A 23558-nucleotide genomic window follows, 5' to 3' on the forward strand; every position below is an offset into this window, starting at 1 on the left:
TTTGTAGATGAAAAGGAGATACCGAAAAGAATAGTCGGCATCTCCTTTCGTCTTTTTGACAAAGGAGGATGGCGCGATGTTGCAGTATATAGGAAAACGACTCTTACAATCCGTTTTAACCCTTTTTATTATCATCACCATTGTCTTTTCATTATTACGGCTAATGCCAGAGGAAGGCTATTTAGGAGCGGCAGCCGATAAAATGTCACCTGCTCAGCAGGAAATTTACTTAACAAGTCTGGGCTTGCGAGATCCGATCTTAGTCCAATTGGGAAATTTTTACAATAATTTACTGCAGGGGGATTTAGGCAAATCGGTGACTTATCGTACTGATGTACCGGTTGTGACGATCATTGCAGATAAAATGACGTATTCACTTCTCTTTGGTTTAGGAGCAGTCGCTTTATCACTACTGATTGGTGTGCCGTTAGGAATTTTGATGGCCTATCGTAAGGGGCGGTGGCTGGATCGACTTGGGACAGGCTATATCGTATTTGTTGTTGCGGTCCCTGCAGCCGTTTATTACTTAGTCATTCAAATGTATATTACAGAACTTTTTCAATTACCGATGCTGTTTGATGAATATAGGCCGATTACTTGGCTTCTTCCGCTTACGTCCATGGCCTTAGCTCCAACAGCCTCCTATGCGATGTGGATGCGACGCTATATGGTCGATGAACTGAACAAGGATTATATTAAGCTAGCAAGGGCGAAGGGCGTGAAGGAGCGGACATTGATGTTCAAGCATGTATTACGTAATGCCTTTATTCCGATGGCGCAATATTTACCTGCTACGATTCTGTTTACGATTACAGGCTCGATCTATATTGAATCGTTGTATTCCATTCCGGGGATGGGGGGCTTGCTTGTGGATGCTATTCAACGACAGGATAATACGATTGTGCAGGGCCTAGTGTTAGTGTTCTCTTCCCTTGGTATCATCGGACTTATTTTAGGGGATATTGCCATGGCACTTGTCGACCCTCGTATTAAATTAGGCAAGGGAGGGGGCGTGCGTTAATGGGGATGTATACAAATGAAATCAATAATATTTCAAATAAATCCCGTGAAGCTTTGTTTGAATTTGCGGAAGTGGACGCAAGGCAGGCAGAGGAAACGGGCTATTCAAATTATTCTTATTGGCGTTCTACTTGGCAATCCTTTTTGAAAAATCGACTGGCCGTTTTTTTATTAATCGGGGTAATTATCATTGTTGGCTTTACTATTTTTCAGCCCTTTTTACCAGCGCAAAAATCACCGACTGAGATTTACTTGGATGAACAAACAGGGATGCAGGCACGTAATATTGCGCCTAATGCAGAATTTTGGTTTGGCACGAATTCCATTGGTCAGGATTTATGGTCTCGTATTTGGGCAGGGACGCGAACATCTCTCTTTATTGGCTGTGTTGTCGCCTTAGTGGAGGCAGTGGTGGGCATTACGATTGGAACGCTGTGGGGCTTTTCGCGGAAATTAGAAGCGCCTATTACCCAGCTTTATAATGTGGTAGATAATATTCCCACAACCATTGTGCTCATTTTAATGTCCTATATCTTAAGGCCAAGTATTTCAACGATTATTATTGCGATGTGTATAACGGGTTGGGTGGAAATGGCGAGGTTTATCCGCAATCAAATTGTGATTTTGCGTGACCGTGAATACAACCTAGCCTCAAAGTGCTTAGGCACACCCGATTATCGTATTATCCTAAAAAATCTATTACCTTATTTAATTTCTGTCATTATGCTACGCATGAGTCTAGCCATACCCTTTGCGATAGGGGCCGAAGTATTTTTAACGTATATCGGCTTAGGGCTACCGATCAGTGAGCCATCCCTAGGAAATTTAATCAATGAAGGACGCGTCCTTATGATGTCACCAGACTTACGCTATCAACTTATTTTCCCAAGTATTGTGTTAAGTGTTATTACGATTGCATTTTATATGATTGGTAATTCCTTTGCTGATGCAGCAGATCCGAAAAACCATGTATAAGGAGAGGAAACAAGTGACAGCTAAAAAATCACGCGTATTAGTCATCCAAAATTTAGTGATTCAGTTTACGCTACGTGGTCGAGTTTTAACAGCGATCCGCGATATTTCACTCGACCTATACAAGGGAGAGAGCTTAGCCATTGTGGGCGAATCAGGCTCGGGTAAATCCGTGCTGATGAAAGCCATTATGGGCTTGCTTGATAAAAATGGCCGCATTAAGCAGGGGCGAATTATATACAATGCACAGGATTTAGGGCAGTTCACGACCGAGCAAGAATGGTTGGGTATTCGAGGCAAGGAAATCGCGATGGTGACACAAGATCCTATGACATCATTGAACCCGCTCAAAACCATTGGGAAGCAAATCGAAGAATGTGTAGTGATGCATCAGGGCTTAAGAGGCAAGGAAGCCTATGAGGAAACATTAAAACTACTAACAGATGTCGGCATAACGGACGTGAAAAAGCGTTATAAGCAATACCCGCATGAATTTTCAGGAGGGATGCGCCAACGCATTGTTATTGCGATTGCCATTGCCTGTAAGCCGAATATATTAATTTGTGATGAGCCAACAACAGCATTAGATGTAACCATTCAAGCGCAAATTTTACAGCTCTTAAAAAATCTTCAGCAAAAATACGGCTTAACAATCGTCTATATTACGCATGATTTAGGCGTTGTCGCAAAGGTGGCTGACCGAATTGCTGTGATGTATGCGGGCGATGTCATCGAGGTCGGGGAAACACATGAAATTTTCTTTCATAGTAAGCATCCTTATACATGGGCGCTTATTTCGTCCTTACCTCAGCTTGGCTCCAAGGGGGAACAATTGTATTCCATCAAGGGCACACCACCGAATCTTTTTCAGGAAATTGAGGGGGATGCCTTTGCCCCACGCAATCCATATGCATTAAAAATTGACTTTATCGAGCGGCCACCTTTTTTTCAGGTCAGTGATACCCATTATGCCCGCACATGGTTATTAGATCCACTTGCACCAAAGGTAGAGCCTCCAGCTGCCCTACAAGCATTTTTTGACGAGGGGAGGCAGTATGCGAATGACTGATAAAGAGGTGCTAGTAGAAGTAAAAAATTTAACCGTTGTTTTTGGCAAAGGAAAAAATAAGTTTACAGCGATTGATGATGTCAGCTTTCATATTTTTAAAGGTGAAACATTTGGTATTGTAGGTGAATCAGGCTCAGGGAAGACAACAATTGGTCGAGCGATTATGCGCATCAATGAGGTCACAGAGGGACAAATTTTGTACCATGGCAAAAGCATACAGGGCAAAATCCCGAAAGATTGGGATAGAGAAATTACGCAGAAAATCCAAATGATTTTTCAGGATCCAATGGCCTCCCTTAATGAACGAGCAAAAGTGGATTATATTATTTCGGAAGGACTGTACCCTTCTAAAAAATATAAGGATGAGGCAGAGCGTCAGCAAAAGGTTCGAGCTGCTTTATTAAATGTAGGGCTACTGCCAGAGTTCTCCAGTCGGTTTCCGCACGAATTTTCAGGTGGACAGCGCCAGCGAATTGGCATTGCCCGCGCCTTAGTGATGGAGCCTGAATTTATCATTGCAGATGAGCCCATCTCTGCTTTGGACGTATCCATTCGAGCGCAAGTATTGAATTTATTAGCAAGCCTGCAGCAGCGTAAACATTTAACGTATTTATTTATTGCCCATGATTTATCGATTGTCCGTTTTATTACCGATCGTACAGCGGTCATTTATAAGGGGAAGATTGTGGAGCTAGCGGAAACAGAAAAGCTTTTTGCCCATCCGCTGCATCCTTATACAAGGGCACTGTTATCAGCAGTACCAGAGCCAAATCCCTATAAGGAGCGGGAGAAAGTTGTAGAGGTGTATGATCCGTCACAGCATCGTTATGAGGAAAATCCCCCTTCATTCGTTGAAATTGAGGAAGGTCATTTTATTTTAGCCAATGAAGAGGAACTAGCCCATTATCGTGCTTCACTGAAAAGGGAGGGAAAGGTATGATTCGTCCAAAGGCATTGAAAAAAGGTGACACAATTGGTCTTATTAGTGCTTCTGGGGCCACACCACCAGAAAAGCTGCAGCCTGTTATAGCAACTATTGAAAAGCTAGGACTCAATGTGGTGGTTGGGGAAACCTGTCACGCAAGACATGGCTATTTAGCAGGCACTGATGATTTACGGGCAGCGGATGTTCATCGTATGTTTGGAGATCCAACGATTAATGGCATTTTTTGTATACGTGGGGGCTATGGGGCGACGAAAATTTTAGCGCAATTAGACTTTGACATGATTAGCGCCAATCCAAAAGTATTTGCGGGCTATAGTGATGTGACCGCTTTACATATAGCTTTTAATCAGCTATGTGGCTTTGTAACCTATCATACTCCGATGCCATCCACGGAATTTATTCGACAGGAGATGGACGACTATACATGGCAGTCGTTCATTCAACAGATTATGGCGAATGAAAAAACGGAGTTCTACCTAGAAAATCCCTCTAACCAGCCCATGTCCACACTTGTCACTGGAAGAGCCACAGGTCAGCTCATCGGTGGCAACCTAACATTAGTGACGGCTTCACTTGGCACACCTTATGAAATTGATACACGAGATAAAATTCTGTTTTTAGAAGATATCGATGAAACGGAGCAACGGGTGGATCGTATGCTGACACAATTAAAACTGGCAGGAAAGCTAGATGACGTGGCAGGCATTTTATTGGGAGCTTGGACAAATTGTGGACCTGAAAATCCCGAAAAGCCAGCACATTGCTTATCATTACAAACTATTTTTCAAGAAATTCTAGTGCCTCTAGGGAAGCCAATTATTGCAGAGTTGACATGTGGTCATTGCTTACCAACGATGTCGCTACCTTTAGGTAGAACTGTCACGATGGATGCGGACAATCAGCGCATCCAAGTGGTTGAGTAGGTGTTCTATGGAGCAGCGGATTACGACACTTATTCAAGAATCGCCCTACAACGTACATTTGTTTATTAAAAATCTATCAACGAATCAGTTGCTCGTCGGTCATCAGCTTGAGGCGTCATTTTCTAGTGCAAGTTTAATCAAAGTGCCGATTCTGTTAGCCTTGCTCTCATATTTAGAGGAGAATAAACGATCACTTGATTCTACGCTTGCAATTTCACCAACTGATTGGGTGGATTTTAGTGTGATTAGTGAGCAAAGACTTACTCAAAGCACTTTCTATGACCTTCTTGTTTGGATGATTATTACGAGTGACAATACAGCCACGAATGTCTTAATCGATGTAGTTGGCATGGAATATTTGAATGACTATTTTCAGCATATCGGTTTACAGGACACGCTGCTACAGCGAAAAATGATGGATGTAGAGCGTCTAGCAAAGGGCATAGATAATCGCACATCAGCAAGGGATATGGCACATCTTTATACGCGTATCTATCAGCAAGAGCTACTATCATCTTCTTACAGTAAACTAGTCATTGCTATTTTAAGTCGTCAGCGCGTACATGACTCCCTAAAGCGCTATCTAGTAGATGATGTGCGACTGGCACATAAAACAGGCGGACTCGATACCGTCGATCATGATGTGGGAATATTTTACACTAGCACAGTTGATTATAGTATGGGCGTTTTTATAACAAACGTGACGGACAATGATCAGGCGCGCCAACTCATTGGTCGTCTAGCAAAAGTTGTCTATGACCAGTTGGTGAAGCGAGAGGGGGACAGGGATGAAGGCTATCGTTACAGCCATGATGGCTAGTTTGCATGCCATGCCAGATAAAGCTTCTGAATTAGTCGATGAAGTACTGTATGGGATGACCGTAGAGATCATCAGTGATGTCAATGAAGCTTGGGTTTTTATCCGAACAGCCTATCGTTACGAGGGGTATTGTCAGAGGGCACAGTTACTGCAAGAGGCAACACTTGCATCTACGTGGCAACAAGAAGCACAGCATGTCATTTGTCAAAGCTTTGCCGATGTTTTGCAGCAACCACGTATCCAAAGTACAAAGCTGTTAACGCTAGTAAAAGGCTCATCCATTCGTGTCATGTCAGACGAAGTAGTACCTGAAGAATGGTCAGCCGTACAGCTAGTATCAGGACAAACAGGGTATGTTCGAACAAAATGGCTACAGCCTAAAATAACAGTACAGTCATTATCGGAGCAGCAGTTCCGAGAAAATGTTGTGGAAACAGCGCTCAGCTATTTAACGGCCCCTTATCGCTGGGGTGGCAAATCGCCATTCGGTATTGATTGCTCTGGTTTATGTTCGATGGCCTATCTGTTAAACGGTGTCTATATTTATCGAGATGCCCGAATAGTAGAGGGCTTCCCGATCGTTAGCATCGACCAAGACCAGATGCAGAAGGGTGATTTGATCTATTTTCCAGGTCATATTGCTTTATATATGGGAAATGATTTGTATGTCCACTCATCGTTGGGCGGTAATGAAGTAACGGTTAATAGTTTAGATGCCAAACATCCCCTCTATCGACAGGATTTAGCCACGACCATACTAGCAGTAGGTACTTTATTTAACGCACAGAAGGACTAGCTGAGCTCCCTACTAGAATGATGCTTGAGGGTCATCCTCATTTTCAGGATGATGAACGTACTGAGCTGGATCAGCACTAATCCGATGAGCTGCCATAAGCCGATTAAAAATGTACGCATGCATAAATCAAAGGCTGCTTCACCTGGAGGCATATCTGGATAGGGCTCTAATTGCCAATAATGCCACACAAAATAACAGGCTAAAGAGGTGCCTTGTCCGACATAGATAAAGATCCAATGAATAGAAGATGCTACTCTTTGTCGACTACACCATAGCAAGAGGTTCAATAAAATAATAAGCGTGGGGAAAATAATAAGATGAAAAGAACCCTCCGCTATTTTTGTCATGAAATATAGATTGTAGCTAAGCTGAATCAATGGCAAGAGCACAAGGTTCACGGCGAGAAGACGGAGCAATTGTGTACGCTTCACTGTTTTCCTGTCCTTTCTGTAATTTTACATGAAGACGTTTGCCAAACGGATTAGTTCCATGAGAAAAAACGTCCATACTCGTTGGTGAGTCATGGACGTTTTGGGTTAATAATGATAAATATTGAGTTGTTGGCCTGCCTCAAGTCGATCTGTTCGAAGTTGATTCCATTGTTTCAGTGATGTCACTTTCACATTATAGGCTTCTGCAATCTTCATAAGTGAATCGCCATCAGCCACTGTAATGGTTTTCTTATCTTTTACTGGACTATCATATTGTTGCAGGTCATATTTTGCGATCAATGTATTTAATTTTTCATTGTAAGCCGAATCAGTTGCATAAGAGCCTGTTAAAAATTTCGTTGCATCTGTATAGACCGTCGTGTTGCTTTTGAAAACGCCTGCGTAAAAATCTTTATTCCACGAAACCCCATTTCGCATTAATTTTACATAATCCTGCATGGATGCCTCATAGGAAGGGTATTTGCGGAAGGCAGCCATGATTGTGGAAAGATTGCCTGACCCATCATCCTCTGTTGTTTCGAGTGTGACGGAATTATTTTGGTAGCTGCCTTTCATACCGAATAGATTATAATTAGGGGCAGAGCCAAGTCCACTTTGCCCATGCTCACTTTCTAGAATCGCCTGAGCAATCATCACGGATGCATATAAGTCATTGTCAGCACCAAGATCTCGTGCCGTTTCTGCAATCTCACCGATAAACTCTTCCACACTTGGACGATCATCAATAACCACAGACTCTTCTCTTTCAGTCGTATTAAATAACTGTGTCACCATATAAAACGAAATACAAATAACAACAACGGCAATCATAAGTCCTTTAAAAAAATTTAGCACGTATTTCATTGTAGCTGGATGTTGGTCGTGACCACATCTCCCTCCCTTCTATTAAAAGTTTAGCTATCTCTCATTATTACAGAGAGTGAAAGAGATGTATAGTTGAATAGACTTCATCATTAATAGAACGTTTCTTGCCTTAATTAGTTCCTATATCTATCTTAAAATTCTGAGACATAAATTGTTTGAATCTCTCAAAATATCGCTCGGACGCTTCCCATTGTGTCGTGTTCAAATAGGATAGCTCTTGACGACCAACATCGTTAGGAGGCTGATAATGACGGGAAACATAGGTTTCATTTTCGAGCGTATAAAAATAATAGGCTTCGTCAGGCGTATGAATTTCAATGCGAGCATGTATCCTATCACCATCCTCATCCAAATAGGCTTGGCGGAAGCTATAGCATTTGGAACCATCCCAGAATCCATCATGCTCCTCGTCTAAATCCTGAATTGCAGGATGCTGGAACATTTGTTGTACATCTCGCACCTCAATCGTATGCAAATAAAGCTCTGCTACATTGATGCAAGTTAACAGCATCAGCCAGTGCTCCTGAATATCCACTAAATGCTCCTGTGATGATTCTGTAATATCCCACCATTCAGCTTCTTCATCTAGTGTTTTTGTCAAGAGGGAGACGGATTGATCGTCATTAAGCCAAATAAAATAGTGACACTGTGCGGTCTTCATATAAACACTGTCATTGCGTACATCACCATCAGCATTGGTATGTGCACGCTGAATCATGAAATAAACATCCTGTTCCGTCAAATCGAATGAAGGATTGTCAGGTGTCATCAGAATACATGAAGTCAGCTTTAGTATGTTTTCCGCATTAATGGAAGGGTGCGTGAAATAAATAGGAGATGCTATTGTCCTTTGAGGAACGCTTGTAAATTGAGTGAGTGCGGAACGTCCTTCTTTAAGAATTTGCACAAGTGAAGTGAAGGAAAAGCCGATGTCATCCTCATCCTCAGGTAAAAATATCTCTTCTATTAAAATGTCTTCAATACGGATAGGGAGTTCCTGAAAAACGCCATCTCCGTGCCATATATTTACGATACAAGGAATCGACTTCTGGCCCTTTACGCTGATGCGATACTCATCATCCTGAACCAATATTGCTGCCTGAAGATTGCCATTCACAATCGTTTCGCCATGATTGTATGAGCCACATAAAATATTCTCGACCGTCAGATGCCCGTGCACATAGATTTCCTGACCACCTACTGCTATATTTTTAGCCATTACATTGCCCATCACCATCAGCCCAATTGCACCATCTGTCTCTAAATTATAGAGGGTGTCCACGGTTAAATGGCCATTGATGAAAATGAGAATGGTCTTGTCCTGCTGTGGAAAAGGCATATCCCAGTCCAAATCAAGGGAGGGGAGTGTCAAATCGCCCTCATAGTACGCTACTAGATCATCTTCACTAAAATCCTTGTAAAACTTTGCCCACCAAGAGTCTGCTGGAAACCTTTGAGCTAGTTGTGAAATCGCCATAAACTGAAAGCCATTATACATAGGTCACGACCTCTCTATTACAATTTTTATTATCTTCTCACAGCAAGTAATTGGCAGTCAATTTCATAGAATGGTAGAGACAAGAATAATTTCATAGAAAATGGTATTATTAACCTTTAAAACAATGAGTTGAAAGGGAGTTTTGATTGAATACGATTTTTAGTGTTACACAAAAACAACTATATGATTTTCTACTGAATGTAGCGACAATAAGACCGGTCTTTATTTGGGGAGCACCTGGCATTGGGAAATCCGCGATTGTTGAAAATTTCGCTAGTGAATTAGGCTTGCCCTGTGTGTCGTTATTGGGCAGTCAGCTAGCACCTGAGGATATTATTGGTGTTCCACAGATTAAGGATGGCTACAGTGTTTTTTGTCCACCTAAAATGATTGCACGCGATGAACCTTATTGCCTTTTTTTAGATGAATTAAATGCTTGCTCACAGGAAGTACAAAAAGCGTTTTATAGTCTTATTCATGAGCGCAGAATTGGAGAGTTTAGATTGCCAGAGGGCACGATTGTTATTGGTGCAGGCAATCGAGCGCAGGATAACGCGATTGTTAAACCGATGTCCTCCGCATTAATCAATCGAATGGTCCATGTTCAGCTTAGGGCATCGCATAAGGATTGGCTTGAATGGGCCTATGCACATGAACTACATCCATATGTGATTGAGTATATTCAAATGCGTCCCGATCATTTATGGAGCGAACCACCGAAAACAGAAGAACCCTTCTCCACACCTCGTTCATGGCATATGCTAAGTGATTGTTTGTATGCATACGGCAACAGCTTGCAAGAACAAACAATCGATCTATTAGCAAGTAGCTGCCTATCTGCGCATACTGCCAGTCAATTTAAAGCCTTTATCAAGCAAGTGCGAAGTAAATATGATCTCGCCAAAATTATCCAAGGAGAATTACGTTGGCCCGATCAACCAGAAGAAAGAGATTTGCTTTATTTCATGGCACAATCCTTCCGTGCTCAGTTACTGAAGGAGCTTCCGAACGAGCATACGACTTTGAAGGGAAATCAACGGCAATTAGCCTTTCGTGCCAAGGACTTGATCAAGGACCTATCATCCATCAGCTTAGAAATTGCACAGATGGTTGTGTCAGAGCAAAAGGGTGAAGCCTTACCTGCCTGGTTTATGCTGGAGGTTATCCGAGATTTACCACGTTTAGTAGCCAAAAAGGAAGGTTAGCTTATGGCCAAAAAAAAGAAAGCATCACAGCAGGAGCATAAAAATGAGAAAGCCATTGCACGTGGGCATGACATTGTCTGTACACACCCCCTGTTCGAGGCGTTAGGACATGCTGTTTACATGCAATACGAAAGTATGCCACAAAAAGATTGGGCTTACGTTACAAGCGCAGGTGTCATCTATGTGAATCAGGATAAAAAAGGACAGCCAAATGAATGGGCTTATGTGATAGCGCATTGTTTGCTACACCTTGGCTTGCATCATCATCAACCAAAAGAGCAGCAGGAGCTTTGGAATATCGCCTGTGACTGCTATATAACAAAGTTTTTAGCAGAACTAAAATTTGGTCAAGCCCCAAAGGAAATGAGTAATCCACTTTTTGAAGCCTTTAGCTCTGAGGAAAAATTGTATGATAGATTTTTACGCGAAGGTGTGCCAGATGATTTGAAAGGCTATAGTACAATGCCAGGACAAGTGGATTTTGTTATTTCACAAAATAAAACAAGCTATCTTTATCGAGGCAATAGTAATTTCGCTGCGTTATTTGCAGAAGGCTTATCGAAAGCAGTGCAAAGTGCCATTCGGGTAGCAGGTGGGGTAGAAAATACATTAGGAGGCACAACGAGGGTAACACAAGCACAGCGCGCAAAGGCTTGGTTTATGAGCTCCTATCCCTTATTTGGTGCTTTAGCAGCTGACTTTACAATAATTGAAGATCCACTTATTTGTACAAGAATGGATATCTCAGTCGCGGCCATTGCAGTGGAAACAAAGGAGATTTACTTGAATACGGCCGTGGGCATGACCGATGAGGAAATGCGGTTTTTACTGGCACACGAACTACTTCATGCGGGATTAAGCCATGCGACACGCAGACAAGGACGTGATCCCTATTTATGGAATGTTGCTTGTGATTATGTTATCAATGGCTGGCTCATCGATATGAAAATCGGCGAGATGCCAGCATTTGGCGGGTTATATGATCCAGCATTAAAAGGGCTCTCGGCAGAATCTATTTATGATCGCATTGTTACGGATATCAGGGTGTATCGCAAATTAAGAACCTTTCGAGGGCAGGGCATAGGAGATATGATCGAAACGAATCCACCAGACTTTTGGGAAGGCAAGGTAGGCGTGGATTTGGATGCTTTTTATAAAAGGGCATTAAGTCAAGGGTTAAGCTATCATATGACCCAAGAGAGAGGATACTTGCCACAAGGGCTCATTGAGGAAATTCGTAGCCTAGCACAGCCTCCTATTGCCTGGGATGTGGCATTAGCCAAATGGTTTGATCGGATGTTTCAACCAATAGAGAAAGTGAGAACGTATGCACGCCCAAGTAGAAGGCAAGCATCGACACCGGATATCGCTCGACCAAGATGGATTCATCAAAGCGGAGAGGAAGATGGGCGCACTTTCGCAGTCCTTATTGATACATCAGGCTCCATGGATCGCCTCTTACTAGGAAAAGCACTCGGCACAATAGCGAGCTATAGCATCGCTAGAGATGTACCTTTTGTTCGCGTTATATTTTGTGATGCTGTTGCCTATGACGCAGGCTATCTAGCACCTGAAGAACTATTAACGAAAGTGAAAGTAAGAGGTAGAGGCGGCACGGTATTACAGCCTGGTATACAGCTACTTGAAGAAGCACAGGATTTTCCCAAGGATGGTCCTATCCTGATTATTACAGATGGTCAATGTGATCGTTTAGCCATTAAAAGAGAGCATGCCTTCGTACTACCACAAGGGGCCAAGCTACCATTTGTGCCCAAAGGCGAGGTATTTAGAATGAAATAGCTTCACCTATCTACAAATGTTTGAAATGAATTTTGTTGGTGAAATATAAAAAGTGAACGCACTTCATGAGCAAATTCTAAAGGAGATGACAGATGATTACATTTGATAATGTCTCAAAACAATATGATAACGACCAAATAGCTGTCAAAGAACTAAATGTAGAAATTAAAAAGGGTGAATTCTTTGTTATTATCGGTCCTAGTGGATGCGGCAAAACGACTTTATTGAAGATGATTAATCGATTAATCCCCTTAACAGCAGGCACCATCTGGATTAATGATAAAAGAATTAGCGATTATAATATCCATGAGCTGCGTTGGAGTATCGGCTATGTACTACAGCAAATCGCCCTTTTTCCACATATGACGATTGAAGAAAACATTGCCATTGTGCCAGAGTTGAAGAAATGGAGTAAAACGAAAATCCATCAGCGAGTGGACGAACTATTAGCGTTGGTGGGGCTAGAGCCTGCAAAATATCGTCAGCGTAAACCAAAGGAATTATCAGGAGGCGAACAGCAAAGGGTTGGCGTTGTTCGAGCCTTGGCAGCTGACCCAGAGATTATTTTAATGGATGAGCCCTTTAGTGCGCTAGATCCTATCAGTCGCACCAAACTACAGGATGATCTACTAGAGATGCAGCGTACCATCCAGAAAACCATCGTATTTGTATCCCATGATATGCAGGAAGCGCTGAAATTAGGGGATCGCCTCTGTATTATGAAAGATGGTGAAATTGTTCAGATAGGCACGCCACAGCAATTGCTGCAAAATCCTGCAAATGATTTTGTCCAACAGTTTATTGGTGGCAAGCAGACAGATCAATTGTTTACGATCCATGATGTGCTACAACCAATCGTAGCGATAAACGACTTTGGGGATACGATTCCTGTCGATGCTTCGTTTACGATGCTTCTTGAAAAATTAGCGAAGCATGACTTGCTGGGTGTCGAAGAGAATGGCAAGCGCATTGGCATGGTGACAAGAGCTTCTATGCTGCGTTATTTAGCAGAGGATTCTAAGAAAAGAGGACATACACATGGTGGCTAATGTGGTGGATGTATTTCAGGAACGGAAGGCACAGCTACTGGCGGCATTGCTAGAGCATATCCAAATCTCTTTTATTGCGCTATTTTTTGCTGTCCTCATCGCCATTCCTCTAGGTATCTATTTAACCAATAAAAAGAAAATAGCAGAAAGCATTATTGGGGTCAGTGCGGTGCTGCAAACAATTCCTTCCTTAGCGTTGCTCGGCTTATTGATTCCTTTATTCGGTATTGGAAAAGTTCCCGCTATTATTGCGTTAGTCGTCTATGCGCTGTTGCCTATTCTACGAAACACCTACACGGGGATTAATGAAGTCGATCCATCACTGAAGGAAGCGGCATTAGCTATGGGGATGAATCGATCAAAGCGTTTAGTAAAGGTTGAGCTACCACTCGCTATGCCTGTTATGATGGCTGGTATTCGCACAGCAATGGTGCTGATTGTGGGGACTGCAACATTAGCGGCTTTAATTGGTGCAGGAGGCTTAGGGGATATCATATTACTTGGGATTGACCGAAATAACACGACCCTCATTCTTATAGGAGCCATTCCCGCCGCTATTTTAGCCCTGATTTTTGATGTGGCGCTCAAAAAATTAGAAACCCTGTCCTTTAAAAAAACAATGACGACTTTGAGTGCCATTAGTTTAGCGGCACTCGTAATGATTTTCTTCCCGCTACTAAGCAGTAAACAGCAAGATGAAATTGTCATTGCAGGAAAGCTTGGTGCGGAGCCTGAGATTCTTATCAATATGTATAAATTATTGATTGAGCAGGAGACAGATTTAACAGTGCAATTAAAGCCAGGGCTTGGTAAAACCTCATTTGTTTTCAATGCATTAAAATCGGGCAGTATTGATATTTATCCTGAATTTACGGGCACAGCCATTTCGGAATTTTTAAAGGAAGAAGCGATTAATCATAACCAAGAGGACGTCTATCGTCAGGCAAAAGAGGGGATGCAGGAGCAATTCGATATGGTCATGCTTAGTCCCATGAGCTATAACAATACGTATGCACTCGCTGTATCACAGGAGCTGGCTGAGAGCTATCAACTGCAAAAAATCTCTGACCTTAAGCCGATAGAGCAAAAGGTGAAAGCAGGCTTTACATTAGAATTTAATGACCGTGAGGATGGCTATGTGGGCATTCAAAAACGATATGGGATTGCCTTTACAACGCTTGCAACGATGGAGCCAAAGCTTCGCTATCAGGCGATACAATCAGGTGATATTAATTTGCTCGATGCTTATTCAACGGATAGTGAAATTCGTCAATACAAGCTACGCGTATTGGAAGACGACCAAGCATTGTTTCCACCATACCAGGGAGCGCCTTTACTAAGGAAAGAAACGCTGACTGACTATCCAGAGATTGGAAAAGCATTAAATCAACTAGCTGATCGCATTACTGATGATGAAATGCGAGAAATGAATTATCAGGTGAATGTAGAAGGAAAGCTTGCAGCAGAAGTAGCAAAAGAATATTTAGTAAAGGTAGAATTACTAAAATAAGCCCTCTAGCTGTAGAGGGTTTATTTTTATCAATAATTTATTAATGATAAACGTTAAAAAATTATTGATAGGAATAAAAAGGGATGTATAATAGAAAGAAGGGAGGGAGATGTTGACAATGGGGCAAACAATTCAAAGTAAAGAATTTCGATGGATGACAAAGGGGCTTCGTACCGTTTTTACCATCATCATGGTGATGATGATTTTTGCCTTGACGATGCTTGCGATTTTTATGGTGGGGGCAATGGTAGTATCAGAGCAACAAGTGAATCATTTATTAGCGAAGGGGAGTGTGACAGCTGCCGTTCAGTTAGAAGGATTGGAAATGAAGCTGGCAGACCATGTGACAAGGGACATTCACTATTCAAAAAAAGATGTCGTGACCTTCCTCTTTACTGCTACAATATACATAGCTATTTTATTAATTATTATTGTACAAGTAAGGAATATTTTAAGTAATTTATCAAAAGGTATTGTATTTTCACTCGCTAATAGTAAAAAAATGGAGAGAATTGCCTACTGTGTGATGGTATTGAGCTTGACAGTGAATGCATTTCGTACATATACCGTCTATCTAATTATGCAGCAATTCCAACTGGAGTCCCGATTTGTAGAGTCGGGTTTGATTAAGGGGATTAGCTATCATTTTACAGGCATTCATTGGACTCTATTACTATGTGGTGTGGTGATTTGGACCATTGCACGTATTTTCCGATACGGTGCATTTCTCCAGGATGAATATGATGCAACAGCTTAGGAAGTGAGAACATGACTATAATTATTCGTTTAGATCGCATGCTAGCGGATCGTAAAATGCAGCTGAGTGAACTTGCAGAGAAGGTTGATGTCTCGATTGTCAATCTTTCTAATTTAAAAACGGGCAAGGTAAGAGCCGTACGTTTTTCTACATTAAATGCCATTTGTAAAGCTTTGGGCTGCCAGCCAGGAGACATATTGGAATATGTAGAGGAAGAAGATCACATCTAGAAGCAAAGCAGAAAGGATTTTATGAATGACGGCTTTTAGTTTTTTAATGCTCGCTATTATAGCAGAGGTTTTTGCCAGTTCCATGCTCAAGCGTACGGAAGGCTTCACACGAATAGGGCCATCAATCGGTGTGGTAGTTGGCTATGGAACGGCATTTTATTGTTTAGCCTTAACATTAAAAGTAATTCCTATTGGCACAGCCTATGCAATATGGGCAGGTTTAGGGACAGCGCTAACCGCTATTGTAGGTGTTGTCCTCTATAAGGAACGATTTAATCGCAAGAAGGTATTAGGGATTCTATGCATTATTATGGGTGTCATGGTACTCAATCTTGCGGGTGGTCATTAGGAGGCTGAACAGCAGTGAAAGGCTATTTATTTTTAACACTATCGATTATAAGCGAGGTCTTGGCAACAACCATGCTGAAGTTCTCAGACGGTTTTACTGTACTAGTTCCATCATTGGCGGTCGCAATTGGCTATGGTATTTCGTTTTATAGCTTATCGCTCTGCTTAAAAACCATGCCCTTAAGCTTAGCCTACGCCATCTGGTCAGGTGTCGGCACAGCTTTAACCGTTCTGGTAGGCATTGTCATTTGGCACGATATGTTTACTGTTTATTCTGCGATCGGCATAGCCCTCATTATTGGAGGCGTTATCTTGTTGAATCAGGGGGATAAGGGTGGAGAAGAGTTGGAATCGTGAGCGTAGGCGGATAGCAGGTCTAAATTGAAGGATAGCTTCGCAAAAGAGTAGGAATCAAGAGGATAAGCGGATAGAGATGCGAAAGTAGCGGATAGCGTGTCCAAATTGAAGGATAGAGATAGCAAAGTGGTGGATAGCTTCGCAAAAGAGTTGGAATCAAGAGGATAAGCGGATAGAAATGCGAAAGTAGCGGATAGCGTGTCTAAATTGAAGGATAGGATTAGCAAAGTAGCGGATAGCTTCGCAAAAGAGTAGGAATCAAGAGGATAAGCGGATAGAAATGCGAAAGTAGCGGATAGCAGGTCTAAATTGAAGGATAGGATTAGCAAAGTGGTGGATAGCAGGTCCAAATTGAAGGATAGGATTAGCAAAGTAGCGGATAGCTTCGCAAAGGAGTCGGAATCAAGAGGATAAGCGGATAGAAATAGCAGATCAATGGTTAGCTGGCCAAATTCAACGGATAGCACTGTCAAAACCTAGACTTAGCTTACTGCAATCAACCGATGAAAACGCAAAGCATGGAATGGAGAGAATTTGATGATAAAAGCTCTAATTTTTGATTTTGACGGTACAATTATTGATACAGAAACGGCGTGGTATAACGTTTTTAGAGATGCCTATGCACAATATGGTGTTGACTTATCGCTGGCAACCTATGCTGAGTGCCTTGGTACTAATCTTCAAACTTTTAATCCCTATACATATCTTGTTACACATCATCAAATACAATTGGATGTGGAGGCATTTCAAACATCCATTCAGCAACGCCATGCACAATGGATGGAAACGGAAGCGCTTAGACCTGGTATTTTAACGTTGCTGCAGCAGGCAAAGGAAGCGGGTTTACAAATCGGTCTTGCTAGTAGCTCAAGTCGTCAATGGATTGATCTATATGTCGATAAACTGGGTATCCGACATTACTTTGATTGCTTTTGTACCGCTGACACTGTGACAAATGTTAAGCCTGATCCAGAGCTTTACTTGCAGGCACTTGAACAATTGGGTGTAGAGGCTTACGAGGCTATTGCAATTGAGGATTCACCGAATGGCGCACAAGCCGCAGTAGCAGCAGGGCTTTATACAGTGGTCATGCCGAACGAGATTACCAAGCAATTACCGTTCAATACAAAACATAACACAGTGGATACATTAGAACATTGTACTATACAGGATTTCCTAGCATGCTTTTCAAAATAAACTTATGGCAAAAGCCTCCCCATTCAATGGTGGAGGTTTTTTTAGTTTCTTTGTGAAGAAGTCGCCATATTTTTTGTCGCAACATATGATAACGAGAGGGCAACTTACACGGATCAAATCGCATAGTCAAACTAGAGAGGGGGCTACGAATTGAATAGTGATAAGAAAAAAAATCACTTTTTATGTGAAGCTTTAAGTGATTTGAAGGATCTTCAGGATATCATGATGAATTTTCATTCTAAATATTTTGGTCAGCTACTTACTAAAATTGTCGGGAGTGATACGATTCCATTTTTTTTAATTACCCATAGTGGTGCGCATTTAAGCTTATTGGATACAGTGAAACAGTTTGAGACAGAGTTTTTCCGCATTGAGGCTGTTGATAGAGAGCGTTGCCGTGGCACAGTGTCGTTGTTGCGTGCTTTTGATTATGAAGGAAACGATACAAATTCGATTGCAGATGTGGTGAGGTTAGAAAAAACAAGTATAGAAAAATCCATTGAACTCAGTGGGATATCGGCCATTCAGCTCTTAAAGCCAGACATGTTGAAGGGGAAATTTATCATAGAGCCAAAATGGTAGTACCATATTAAACTACTAAAGCTAGAGCATCTGTCTATATGCAAGGGATACAAAGTGAATGTAATAGAGAGAGAATCTAATGAAAGGAAGTTTAGCTATGACGATTATTGGTATGCTGCATCATCGACTTGATCCAACAACAGTGCTCAAGTCCTATGCCTTTGCAGCAGTTGCGAAAGCTGAAGGCGCAACGTTTTTTTACTTCACACCTAAAAGTGTGGACTTTGCCAAACGTTCTATTCGAGCAAAGGTCTATGAGGATGGGCAATGGCAGGAAAAAACGATGCCCTTTCCTGATGTAATTTATAATGCAGGAAGCCCTGAGAAATTATCTGTATCGAAAGAGATTATTGACCGTTTAAAAGAGGAGATTCCATTTACAACCCATTCAATCGGGAACAAATGGAATGTGATGAAACGATTACAAGAAGCGAAGGAATTTGAACAGTATTTGATTCCCTCTGAAATTGTAAAGGATGCCGATTTATTTCATAAGTTCGTTAATTATTATAAACGGGTTGTGTTTAAGCCGATTGATGGACGAAAAGGGAAGGGCATTTATTTTATTACGAAGGCGGGAGCCAAGTATTTTGAGGTTCGAAAGGATAGCATCACGACAACCTATACAAAACCACAATTGGATGCATTGATAAAGGAGCAACTTGCGTCTGGCACCTTTATTATGCAGCCGTATATTCAATCCGTTACTAGATCCGGTCAGGTCTATGATTTCCGTCTGCATGTCCAAAAAAATGGGGAAGGTAAATGGGTAGTGACGACGGTGTATCCACGCATTGCACCAAATGGCTCCATCATACCGAATATTAACAATGGCGGCTATACCAATTATTTAGATCCTTTTTTGGAGCAGGAGTTTAAGGAAGAGGCCTATAATATTCGGCGAATGCTTGAGCATTTTTCGCTATCGTTGGCGCATCATCTGGATGAAATTCAAATGGCGAAATTTGGGGAAGTTATTGATGAAATTGGAATTGATGTGGGTTTAGATCAAAATCAAAAAATTTGGATGTATGAGGTCAATTGGCGCCCAGGCTGTCCTCCTGCCTTTTACTTGGAATTAGATGTGGTCATTCATTCCATTCGCTATGCGATGTATCTTGCCAAAAATCAAAAACCTCTGAAAAAGAAAATTGTCCAACAAAAAAGTAAGCAGGTGGAGACAAAGAAAAGCCTGCCAATTATTGCGATTACGGGAAGTGCAGGGAAAACCACGACAAAGGCATTTGTTGGCTCCATCTTATCGAAAAAGTGGAATGTATTTGAATCAAAGGATTATTGGAATACGACGGAGCATACGAAAAAGCATAAGGAAGAGATCAATGATAAGCATCAGGCCGTTGTATTAGAGTACGGTATGGCCTATCCAGGCATTATTACCAATCACTGTAGCATCATCCAGCCGAATATTAGTATTGTGACGAATATTGGCTTAGCGCATGTTGGGAACTTTGATGGAGATGTAAGGGGCGTTGCCAAGGCGAAATCGGAATTAATTCATGGTATGGATCAACAGGGCTTGCTCATTGTCAATCAAGATGATGACAATTCAAGATACTTAGAGACACAGCAATTCAAAGGGAAAATCATCACGGTGGGCATTAAAAAAGAAGCGGATTACCGTGCGTATGATTTGCAATATAAAGATGTTGGTATGTCCTTTAAAATGAAGCTACATGGGCAAGAAATAGAATTGTATATTCCTATATTAGGAGAACATCATGTTTACAATGCACTGAATGCAGTGGCAGTGGCTGATCTTTTAGGGTTTAGCCCCCTTGATATTCAGGCAGGGCTCAACTTTAAAAAACCGCCAAGACGCTTAACGATTTATAATTGCCGTGATGATATAACGGTTATTGATGATACGGTTCACTCTCATCCGCAGGGGGTTCGTGCTGCGCTTGATGTGTTGACGAATATTGCAACGAATCGCAAGGTAGCCATTATTGGGCAAATGCGAGAACTGGGTGTCTTGAGAGAAGAGGAGTATCGCAAGGTCGGGGAGTACGTGCATGAAATAGGCATCGATGAATTTATTACCTATGGCTTTAGGACCGATGAAATGAGTAATGCTGCCATCGCAAAGGGCATGGACCCAGCCAGAGTACACCATTTTATTAATAAGGACCAATTGCATGTCCTTCTTGAAAAGCTCATTAAGCCTCATGATACCATTCTCGTAAAAGGTGCCAGTAAAACCAATATGTTTGAAACCGTGAAATTTTTAGATCAAACGTTTAAAGAAGAATAAACGATTACGACTTATGAAGATAAAAAAGCCCGAGTAACTGTCCACTGACTAGCGGCAATTATTCGGGATATTTTTTCAAACTCTCAAAATGAATTTTATTTCTTTTGCTGCATTGATGGCGTGATTTCTCGCTTCCTTCAAGGTTGCACCTTCTGCAATGACATAGGCGTAACGGTGACCCATCGATAAAGGTGGGGTGAGGAGGGTGCCTTTTCTTGGTTTGACATACACTTCTACGACGCCAGTTGATTTTGTCGCTTTTGCCTTGCCAATAACCTTTTCTAAAATCCCTCTACTTTCCACAATGACATATTTTGTATAGACAAATTTTTTGTGTCTTGGTTGCAGATTAGGCTGTTCTCCTAGCAAAATCTTCAGTGTTTCTTCTACTAAACTGAAACCTAGAGCCGCTTGTAGCATATTGTTCATAGCGCCACCTGAAATTCGGGGATTGATCTCGATGAGTTTCCAACCATTTTGGGTTAATCGAAGTTCTAAATGGAGCGCCCCATTCTCAATACCAAAGGCTTTCACGATGGAATGAAGTACCTCCTCGATGCCTGATTGGATGTTTTGAGGGGCTTTCACTAGTACACCATAGCCTGTAATAATAAATCGTTTTCCTTGTGTAATTTCCTGCTCAATAATACCAATGACATGTGGTTGTCGTTGATAGACAACCGCCTCCACTAAATATTGAGGACCATCTAGATATTCTTCAATCATGATGGTTTCATAGGGATTTTTACTGCGTAGTGCTTTGAGGTGGTTATTGAGCTGATCGGCATCCGTTGCTAGTAAAACATCTTTTGAGCCTGTTGATTTAGGAGATTTTACGATTAATGGGAAGGTCAAATTTTTTGCAATGGGTTCGTTAGGTTTCATGAGCGAGAACTTTGGCGAGTATGGCTGGTCTTGTAAAAACTTTCTTGTTTTTTCTTTATCCTCCATGGTTTCAATCGCGCTGGAGGATGTGTAGTTTTGACAAAATTCATCACATAACATTGAAGCAACATGGACAAAGGGATCTACAAAACTAACGATACTTTTAATATTTAATCCGGTTTTTCCTAGTTTCTCTATTTCATCTTTCATGCTCTCGATATCAAAAGTATCAATGAGTATCATTTTATGGATGTCGGGGTAGGCTCTGCGCTGCTGAAGTTGTTTTTCATTATTTGTGAAAAGTACTGTGAAGTAGCCTAATTTTTCTGCTGCCCTTGTTGCTTCACGACTAGACCCAGATTTGTTTGTACCGATAAATACAATGGCTTTCAGGTATATCACTCCTTCTATTGGTACTTAGATACTTAATCACCTTTATATATATGCAATGAAATAGATTTCCTCTAGTTATGTATCTTGTCTACATCCAAGCAACTTTTAAGAGGTTACATATACTAGAAAAGAAAGGAGGGAGAAAAGATATGAAGCCTCTTTCGGTGAAAAATTTAGCAATGATTACGGCAGGCTATCTAGTGCACGGGTCAGAGGATACACTGATTCAGCATGGGGCTTATCGATTAAAACAAGTGAAAAAGTCCAATACGGCCCTTTTTACAAGTAAACGTATTGTCAATTGGAAAAGTCTAGAGCCACTTTCTCCTCTGGTGCTAGTGACCGATAGAGCTTATCGACCAACTGACATTCCCAACCATGTCATTATGATACAGGTAGCGAATGCAGAAGAGGCCTACTGGAAATTTGTTCATTTTTATCGCAGCCAGTTTCATATTCCGATTGTCGCCATCACAGGTACATCAGGTAAAACAACGACAAAAGAGATGATTAAACATATTCTTTCGGCTGATCGGAAAGTGACTGCGACGACACTTAGCAGTAATTCTAGAACCGCTTCCCTGCAATATTTATTAGGTATAGAGGAAGAAACAGAGGCTGCCGTTTTTGAAACAGCAGTTGGCTCACCAGGAGATGTCACGAATGCGGGGAAATATTTCAAACCGACAATCGGTATTATTACGAATATCGGAGCCCATCATTTAAATTATTGCAAAACATTAGAAGGCTATATCCAAGCAAAGGGAGAAATGCTAGATATCATTCATCCAAAAGGTACATTAATAATCAATGCTGAAGATGTGAATACAAAAAAAATAGATGTTTCGAGATTTCGTGGGCGTTTGATTAAGGTAGGAATGCATGATTCTTGTGATTTTCGAGCGAGCCATATCCACTATTATCAAAAGGGAATGAAATTTGTCCTGCACCATAACAGAAAAAGCTATGACATTCATGTGCCAGGATTTGGGGAGCATCAGGTTTATAATGCCCTTGCTGCCATTGCCGCAGTGTACGATATGGGGATGCCTATTCCAGTCGCAGCAAAACAGCTCCAATCATTCCGTCAATTGAAAAAACAACTGCAACTCTTTGAGGGCATTAATCATTCCATGTTATTGGATGATACATGGAGTATTACAACCACTTCCTTAGAGGCAGCCTTAAAAGTGTTGAATGAGCTAGGTGACGGCAAGAAGAAGATTGCTGTTATTGGTACGATTACCGATTTAGGTTCGTGGGGCTATATTATTCACGAACAAGCGGGCGAATTAATCCAACGTATTGGCGTGGATGTCCTGATTACCATTGGGGAGCATGCAAGGATTATGGCTGATCATGCAGTAAAGCTAGGATTTAGCGCACCTGTTTATACATTTAAAAATAGTACGCTAGTCTATCCGTTATTGCAGAAGATTGTCGATGAAAATACCATCATTCTCATTAAGGGAGATATGTATAGCAAACAGGTTTCTACACTAGCAACGGAGCTAAAGCTAAAACCTCCACCACCTGCAAATTAGCTTCTTTCCATATAGGATATTGACTGTGCCATATAGAAGAGCTTGCTAATAAGGTATAGTAATTGATCA

The 23558-nt window shown here is 41.5% G+C and carries 23 protein-coding genes; 19 read left to right on the forward strand and 4 right to left on the reverse strand.

The window, feature by feature from the left end:
- Positions 1–76 precede the first annotated feature (76 nt).
- From MHB65_RS09330 to MHB65_RS09360, 7 genes are read left to right on the forward strand one after another with little or no spacing between them, the layout of a single operon-like run.
- A complete protein-coding gene (locus tag MHB65_RS09330) occupies positions 77–1021 on the forward strand; it encodes an ABC transporter permease (RefSeq protein WP_342443219.1) in 945 nt (314 codons plus the stop codon).
- Positions 1021–1995, forward strand: coding sequence for an ABC transporter permease (locus tag MHB65_RS09335; RefSeq protein WP_342443220.1), 975 nt, complete (start codon positions 1021–1023; stop codon positions 1993–1995). Before MHB65_RS09330 ends, MHB65_RS09335 begins: the two co-directional genes overlap by 1 nt.
- Positions 1988–3061, forward strand: a complete 1074-nt coding sequence (locus MHB65_RS09340; RefSeq protein WP_205442704.1) for an ABC transporter ATP-binding protein — start codon at positions 1988–1990, stop codon at positions 3059–3061. The genes MHB65_RS09335 and MHB65_RS09340 overlap by 8 nt, the downstream gene beginning before the upstream one ends.
- Positions 3054–4001 (forward strand): ATP-binding cassette domain-containing protein, encoded by a 948-nt coding sequence (locus MHB65_RS09345; protein ID WP_342443221.1) that lies wholly within the window; start codon positions 3054–3056, stop codon positions 3999–4001. Before MHB65_RS09340 ends, MHB65_RS09345 begins: the two co-directional genes overlap by 8 nt.
- A complete protein-coding gene (locus MHB65_RS09350; protein WP_342443222.1) occupies positions 3998–4930 on the forward strand; it encodes an LD-carboxypeptidase in 933 nt (310 codons plus the stop codon). Before MHB65_RS09345 ends, MHB65_RS09350 begins: the two co-directional genes overlap by 4 nt.
- Before the next feature lie 7 nt (positions 4931–4937).
- Positions 4938–5750, forward strand: coding sequence for a serine hydrolase (locus MHB65_RS09355; protein WP_342443223.1), 813 nt, complete (start codon positions 4938–4940; stop codon positions 5748–5750).
- Positions 5719–6546, forward strand: a complete 828-nt coding sequence (locus tag MHB65_RS09360) for an SH3 domain-containing C40 family peptidase (protein WP_342443224.1) — start codon at positions 5719–5721, stop codon at positions 6544–6546. The genes MHB65_RS09355 and MHB65_RS09360 overlap by 32 nt, the downstream gene beginning before the upstream one ends.
- On the opposite strand, the gene MHB65_RS09365 is transcribed toward MHB65_RS09360, so the two are convergent.
- The 3 genes from MHB65_RS09365 to MHB65_RS09375 form a co-directional block, all read right to left on the reverse strand.
- The gene (locus MHB65_RS09365; RefSeq protein ID WP_342443225.1) at positions 6543–6977 is read right to left on the reverse strand and encodes a hypothetical protein; all 435 of its coding nucleotides are present in this window, start codon (positions 6975–6977) and stop codon (positions 6543–6545) included. The two genes, MHB65_RS09360 and MHB65_RS09365, sit on opposite strands and share 4 nt — an antisense overlap.
- 105 nt (positions 6978–7082) lie before the next feature.
- On the reverse strand, positions 7083–7841 hold the full coding sequence (locus MHB65_RS09370; protein WP_205442715.1) for a glucosaminidase domain-containing protein: 759 nt from the start codon (positions 7839–7841) through the stop codon (positions 7083–7085).
- Positions 7842–7971: 130 nt separating this feature from the next.
- The gene (locus MHB65_RS09375; protein ID WP_342443226.1) at positions 7972–9360 is read right to left on the reverse strand and encodes a hypothetical protein; all 1389 of its coding nucleotides are present in this window, start codon (positions 9358–9360) and stop codon (positions 7972–7974) included.
- Between the two features lie 146 nt (positions 9361–9506).
- On the opposite strand from MHB65_RS09375, the gene MHB65_RS09380 reads away from it, so the two are divergent.
- The 11 genes from MHB65_RS09380 to MHB65_RS09430 all read left to right on the forward strand — a co-directional run bounded on the left by MHB65_RS09380 (position 9507) and on the right by MHB65_RS09430 (position 20667).
- Positions 9507–10565, forward strand: coding sequence for a MoxR family ATPase (locus tag MHB65_RS09380; protein WP_342443227.1), 1059 nt, complete (start codon positions 9507–9509; stop codon positions 10563–10565).
- Positions 10566–10568: 3 nt separating this feature from the next.
- The gene (locus MHB65_RS09385; protein ID WP_342443228.1) at positions 10569–12365 is read left to right on the forward strand and encodes a peptidase; all 1797 of its coding nucleotides are present in this window, start codon (positions 10569–10571) and stop codon (positions 12363–12365) included.
- Positions 12366–12457: 92 nt separating this feature from the next.
- Complete coding sequence (locus MHB65_RS09390; protein WP_342443229.1) at positions 12458–13414, forward strand: ABC transporter ATP-binding protein; 957 nt, start codon at positions 12458–12460, stop codon at positions 13412–13414.
- The gene (gene opuFB, locus MHB65_RS09395; RefSeq protein WP_342443230.1) at positions 13404–14924 is read left to right on the forward strand and encodes an osmoprotectant update ABC transporter permease/substrate-binding subunit OpuFB; all 1521 of its coding nucleotides are present in this window, start codon (positions 13404–13406) and stop codon (positions 14922–14924) included. Before MHB65_RS09390 ends, opuFB begins: the two co-directional genes overlap by 11 nt.
- A 118-nt stretch (positions 14925–15042) precedes the next feature.
- Positions 15043–15681, forward strand: coding sequence for a DUF2975 domain-containing protein (locus MHB65_RS09400; protein ID WP_342443231.1), 639 nt, complete (start codon positions 15043–15045; stop codon positions 15679–15681).
- 11 nt (positions 15682–15692) lie between these two features.
- Positions 15693–15911, forward strand: a complete 219-nt coding sequence (locus MHB65_RS09405) for a helix-turn-helix transcriptional regulator (protein WP_205442729.1) — start codon at positions 15693–15695, stop codon at positions 15909–15911.
- Between the two features lie 25 nt (positions 15912–15936).
- Positions 15937–16260 (forward strand): multidrug efflux SMR transporter, encoded by a 324-nt coding sequence (locus MHB65_RS09410; protein ID WP_342443232.1) that lies wholly within the window; start codon positions 15937–15939, stop codon positions 16258–16260.
- Positions 16261–16274: 14 nt separating this feature from the next.
- A complete protein-coding gene (locus MHB65_RS09415) occupies positions 16275–16616 on the forward strand; it encodes a multidrug efflux SMR transporter (protein WP_342443233.1) in 342 nt (113 codons plus the stop codon).
- A 537-nt stretch (positions 16617–17153) separates the two neighbouring features.
- Positions 17154–17813, forward strand: a complete 660-nt coding sequence (locus MHB65_RS09420) for an HAD family hydrolase (protein WP_342443234.1) — start codon at positions 17154–17156, stop codon at positions 17811–17813.
- Between the two features lie 150 nt (positions 17814–17963).
- Complete coding sequence (locus MHB65_RS09425; protein WP_342443235.1) at positions 17964–18395, forward strand: hypothetical protein; 432 nt, start codon at positions 17964–17966, stop codon at positions 18393–18395.
- 79 nt (positions 18396–18474) lie between these two features.
- Positions 18475–20667: a YheC/YheD family protein gene (locus MHB65_RS09430; RefSeq protein WP_342443236.1), complete on the forward strand. Its 2193-nt coding sequence runs from the start codon at positions 18475–18477 to the stop codon at positions 20665–20667.
- A gap of 75 nt (positions 20668–20742) precedes the next feature.
- Here the strand turns inward: MHB65_RS09430 and MHB65_RS09435 are convergent, their stop codons facing one another.
- Positions 20743–21954 carry an ATP-grasp domain-containing protein gene (locus MHB65_RS09435; protein WP_342443237.1) on the reverse strand — a complete coding sequence of 404 codons (1212 nt, stop codon included), beginning with the start codon at positions 21952–21954 and terminating at the stop codon, positions 20743–20745.
- 140 nt (positions 21955–22094) lie between these two features.
- Here MHB65_RS09435 and murF point away from each other — a divergent pair, with 140 nt between their 5' ends.
- Positions 22095–23489 carry a UDP-N-acetylmuramoyl-tripeptide--D-alanyl-D-alanine ligase gene (gene murF / locus MHB65_RS09440; RefSeq protein WP_205442737.1) on the forward strand — a complete coding sequence of 465 codons (1395 nt, stop codon included), beginning with the start codon at positions 22095–22097 and terminating at the stop codon, positions 23487–23489.
- The last annotated feature ends 69 nt before the right edge of the window (positions 23490–23558 follow it).

The sequence above is a fragment of the Lysinibacillus sp. FSL K6-0075 genome (assembly GCF_038592945.1).
GTDB classification, from domain to species: Bacteria; Bacillota; Bacilli; order Bacillales_A; family Planococcaceae; genus Lysinibacillus; species Lysinibacillus fusiformis_F.

Excerpts from the sequence above, each read along its gene's own strand:
- MHB65_RS09330 (WP_342443219.1), top strand. The coding sequence starts at position 77 with ATGTTGCAGTATATAGGAAAACGACTCTTACAATCCGTTTTAACCCTT.
- MHB65_RS09335 (WP_342443220.1), top strand. The coding sequence starts at position 1,021 with ATGGGGATGTATACAAATGAAATCAATAATATTTCAAATAAATCCCGT.
- MHB65_RS09340 (WP_205442704.1), top strand. The coding sequence starts at position 1,988 with ATGTATAAGGAGAGGAAACAAGTGACAGCTAAAAAATCACGCGTATTA.
- MHB65_RS09345 (WP_342443221.1), top strand. The coding sequence starts at position 3,054 with ATGACTGATAAAGAGGTGCTAGTAGAAGTAAAAAATTTAACCGTTGTT.
- MHB65_RS09350 (WP_342443222.1), top strand. The coding sequence starts at position 3,998 with ATGATTCGTCCAAAGGCATTGAAAAAAGGTGACACAATTGGTCTTATT.
- MHB65_RS09355 (WP_342443223.1), top strand. The coding sequence starts at position 4,938 with ATGGAGCAGCGGATTACGACACTTATTCAAGAATCGCCCTACAACGTA.
- MHB65_RS09360 (WP_342443224.1), top strand. The coding sequence starts at position 5,719 with ATGAAGGCTATCGTTACAGCCATGATGGCTAGTTTGCATGCCATGCCA.
- MHB65_RS09370 (WP_205442715.1), bottom strand. The coding sequence starts at position 7,841 with ATGAAATACGTGCTAAATTTTTTTAAAGGACTTATGATTGCCGTTGTT.
- MHB65_RS09375 (WP_342443226.1), bottom strand. The coding sequence starts at position 9,360 with ATGTATAATGGCTTTCAGTTTATGGCGATTTCACAACTAGCTCAAAGG.
- MHB65_RS09385 (WP_342443228.1), top strand. The coding sequence starts at position 10,569 with ATGGCCAAAAAAAAGAAAGCATCACAGCAGGAGCATAAAAATGAGAAA.
- MHB65_RS09390 (WP_342443229.1), top strand. The coding sequence starts at position 12,458 with ATGATTACATTTGATAATGTCTCAAAACAATATGATAACGACCAAATA.
- opuFB (WP_342443230.1), top strand. The coding sequence starts at position 13,404 with ATGGTGGCTAATGTGGTGGATGTATTTCAGGAACGGAAGGCACAGCTA.
- MHB65_RS09400 (WP_342443231.1), top strand. The coding sequence starts at position 15,043 with ATGGGGCAAACAATTCAAAGTAAAGAATTTCGATGGATGACAAAGGGG.
- MHB65_RS09405 (WP_205442729.1), top strand. The coding sequence starts at position 15,693 with ATGACTATAATTATTCGTTTAGATCGCATGCTAGCGGATCGTAAAATG.
- MHB65_RS09410 (WP_342443232.1), top strand. The coding sequence starts at position 15,937 with ATGACGGCTTTTAGTTTTTTAATGCTCGCTATTATAGCAGAGGTTTTT.
- MHB65_RS09420 (WP_342443234.1), top strand. The coding sequence starts at position 17,154 with ATGATAAAAGCTCTAATTTTTGATTTTGACGGTACAATTATTGATACA.
- MHB65_RS09430 (WP_342443236.1), top strand. The coding sequence starts at position 18,475 with ATGAAAGGAAGTTTAGCTATGACGATTATTGGTATGCTGCATCATCGA.
- murF (WP_205442737.1), top strand. The coding sequence starts at position 22,095 with ATGAAGCCTCTTTCGGTGAAAAATTTAGCAATGATTACGGCAGGCTAT.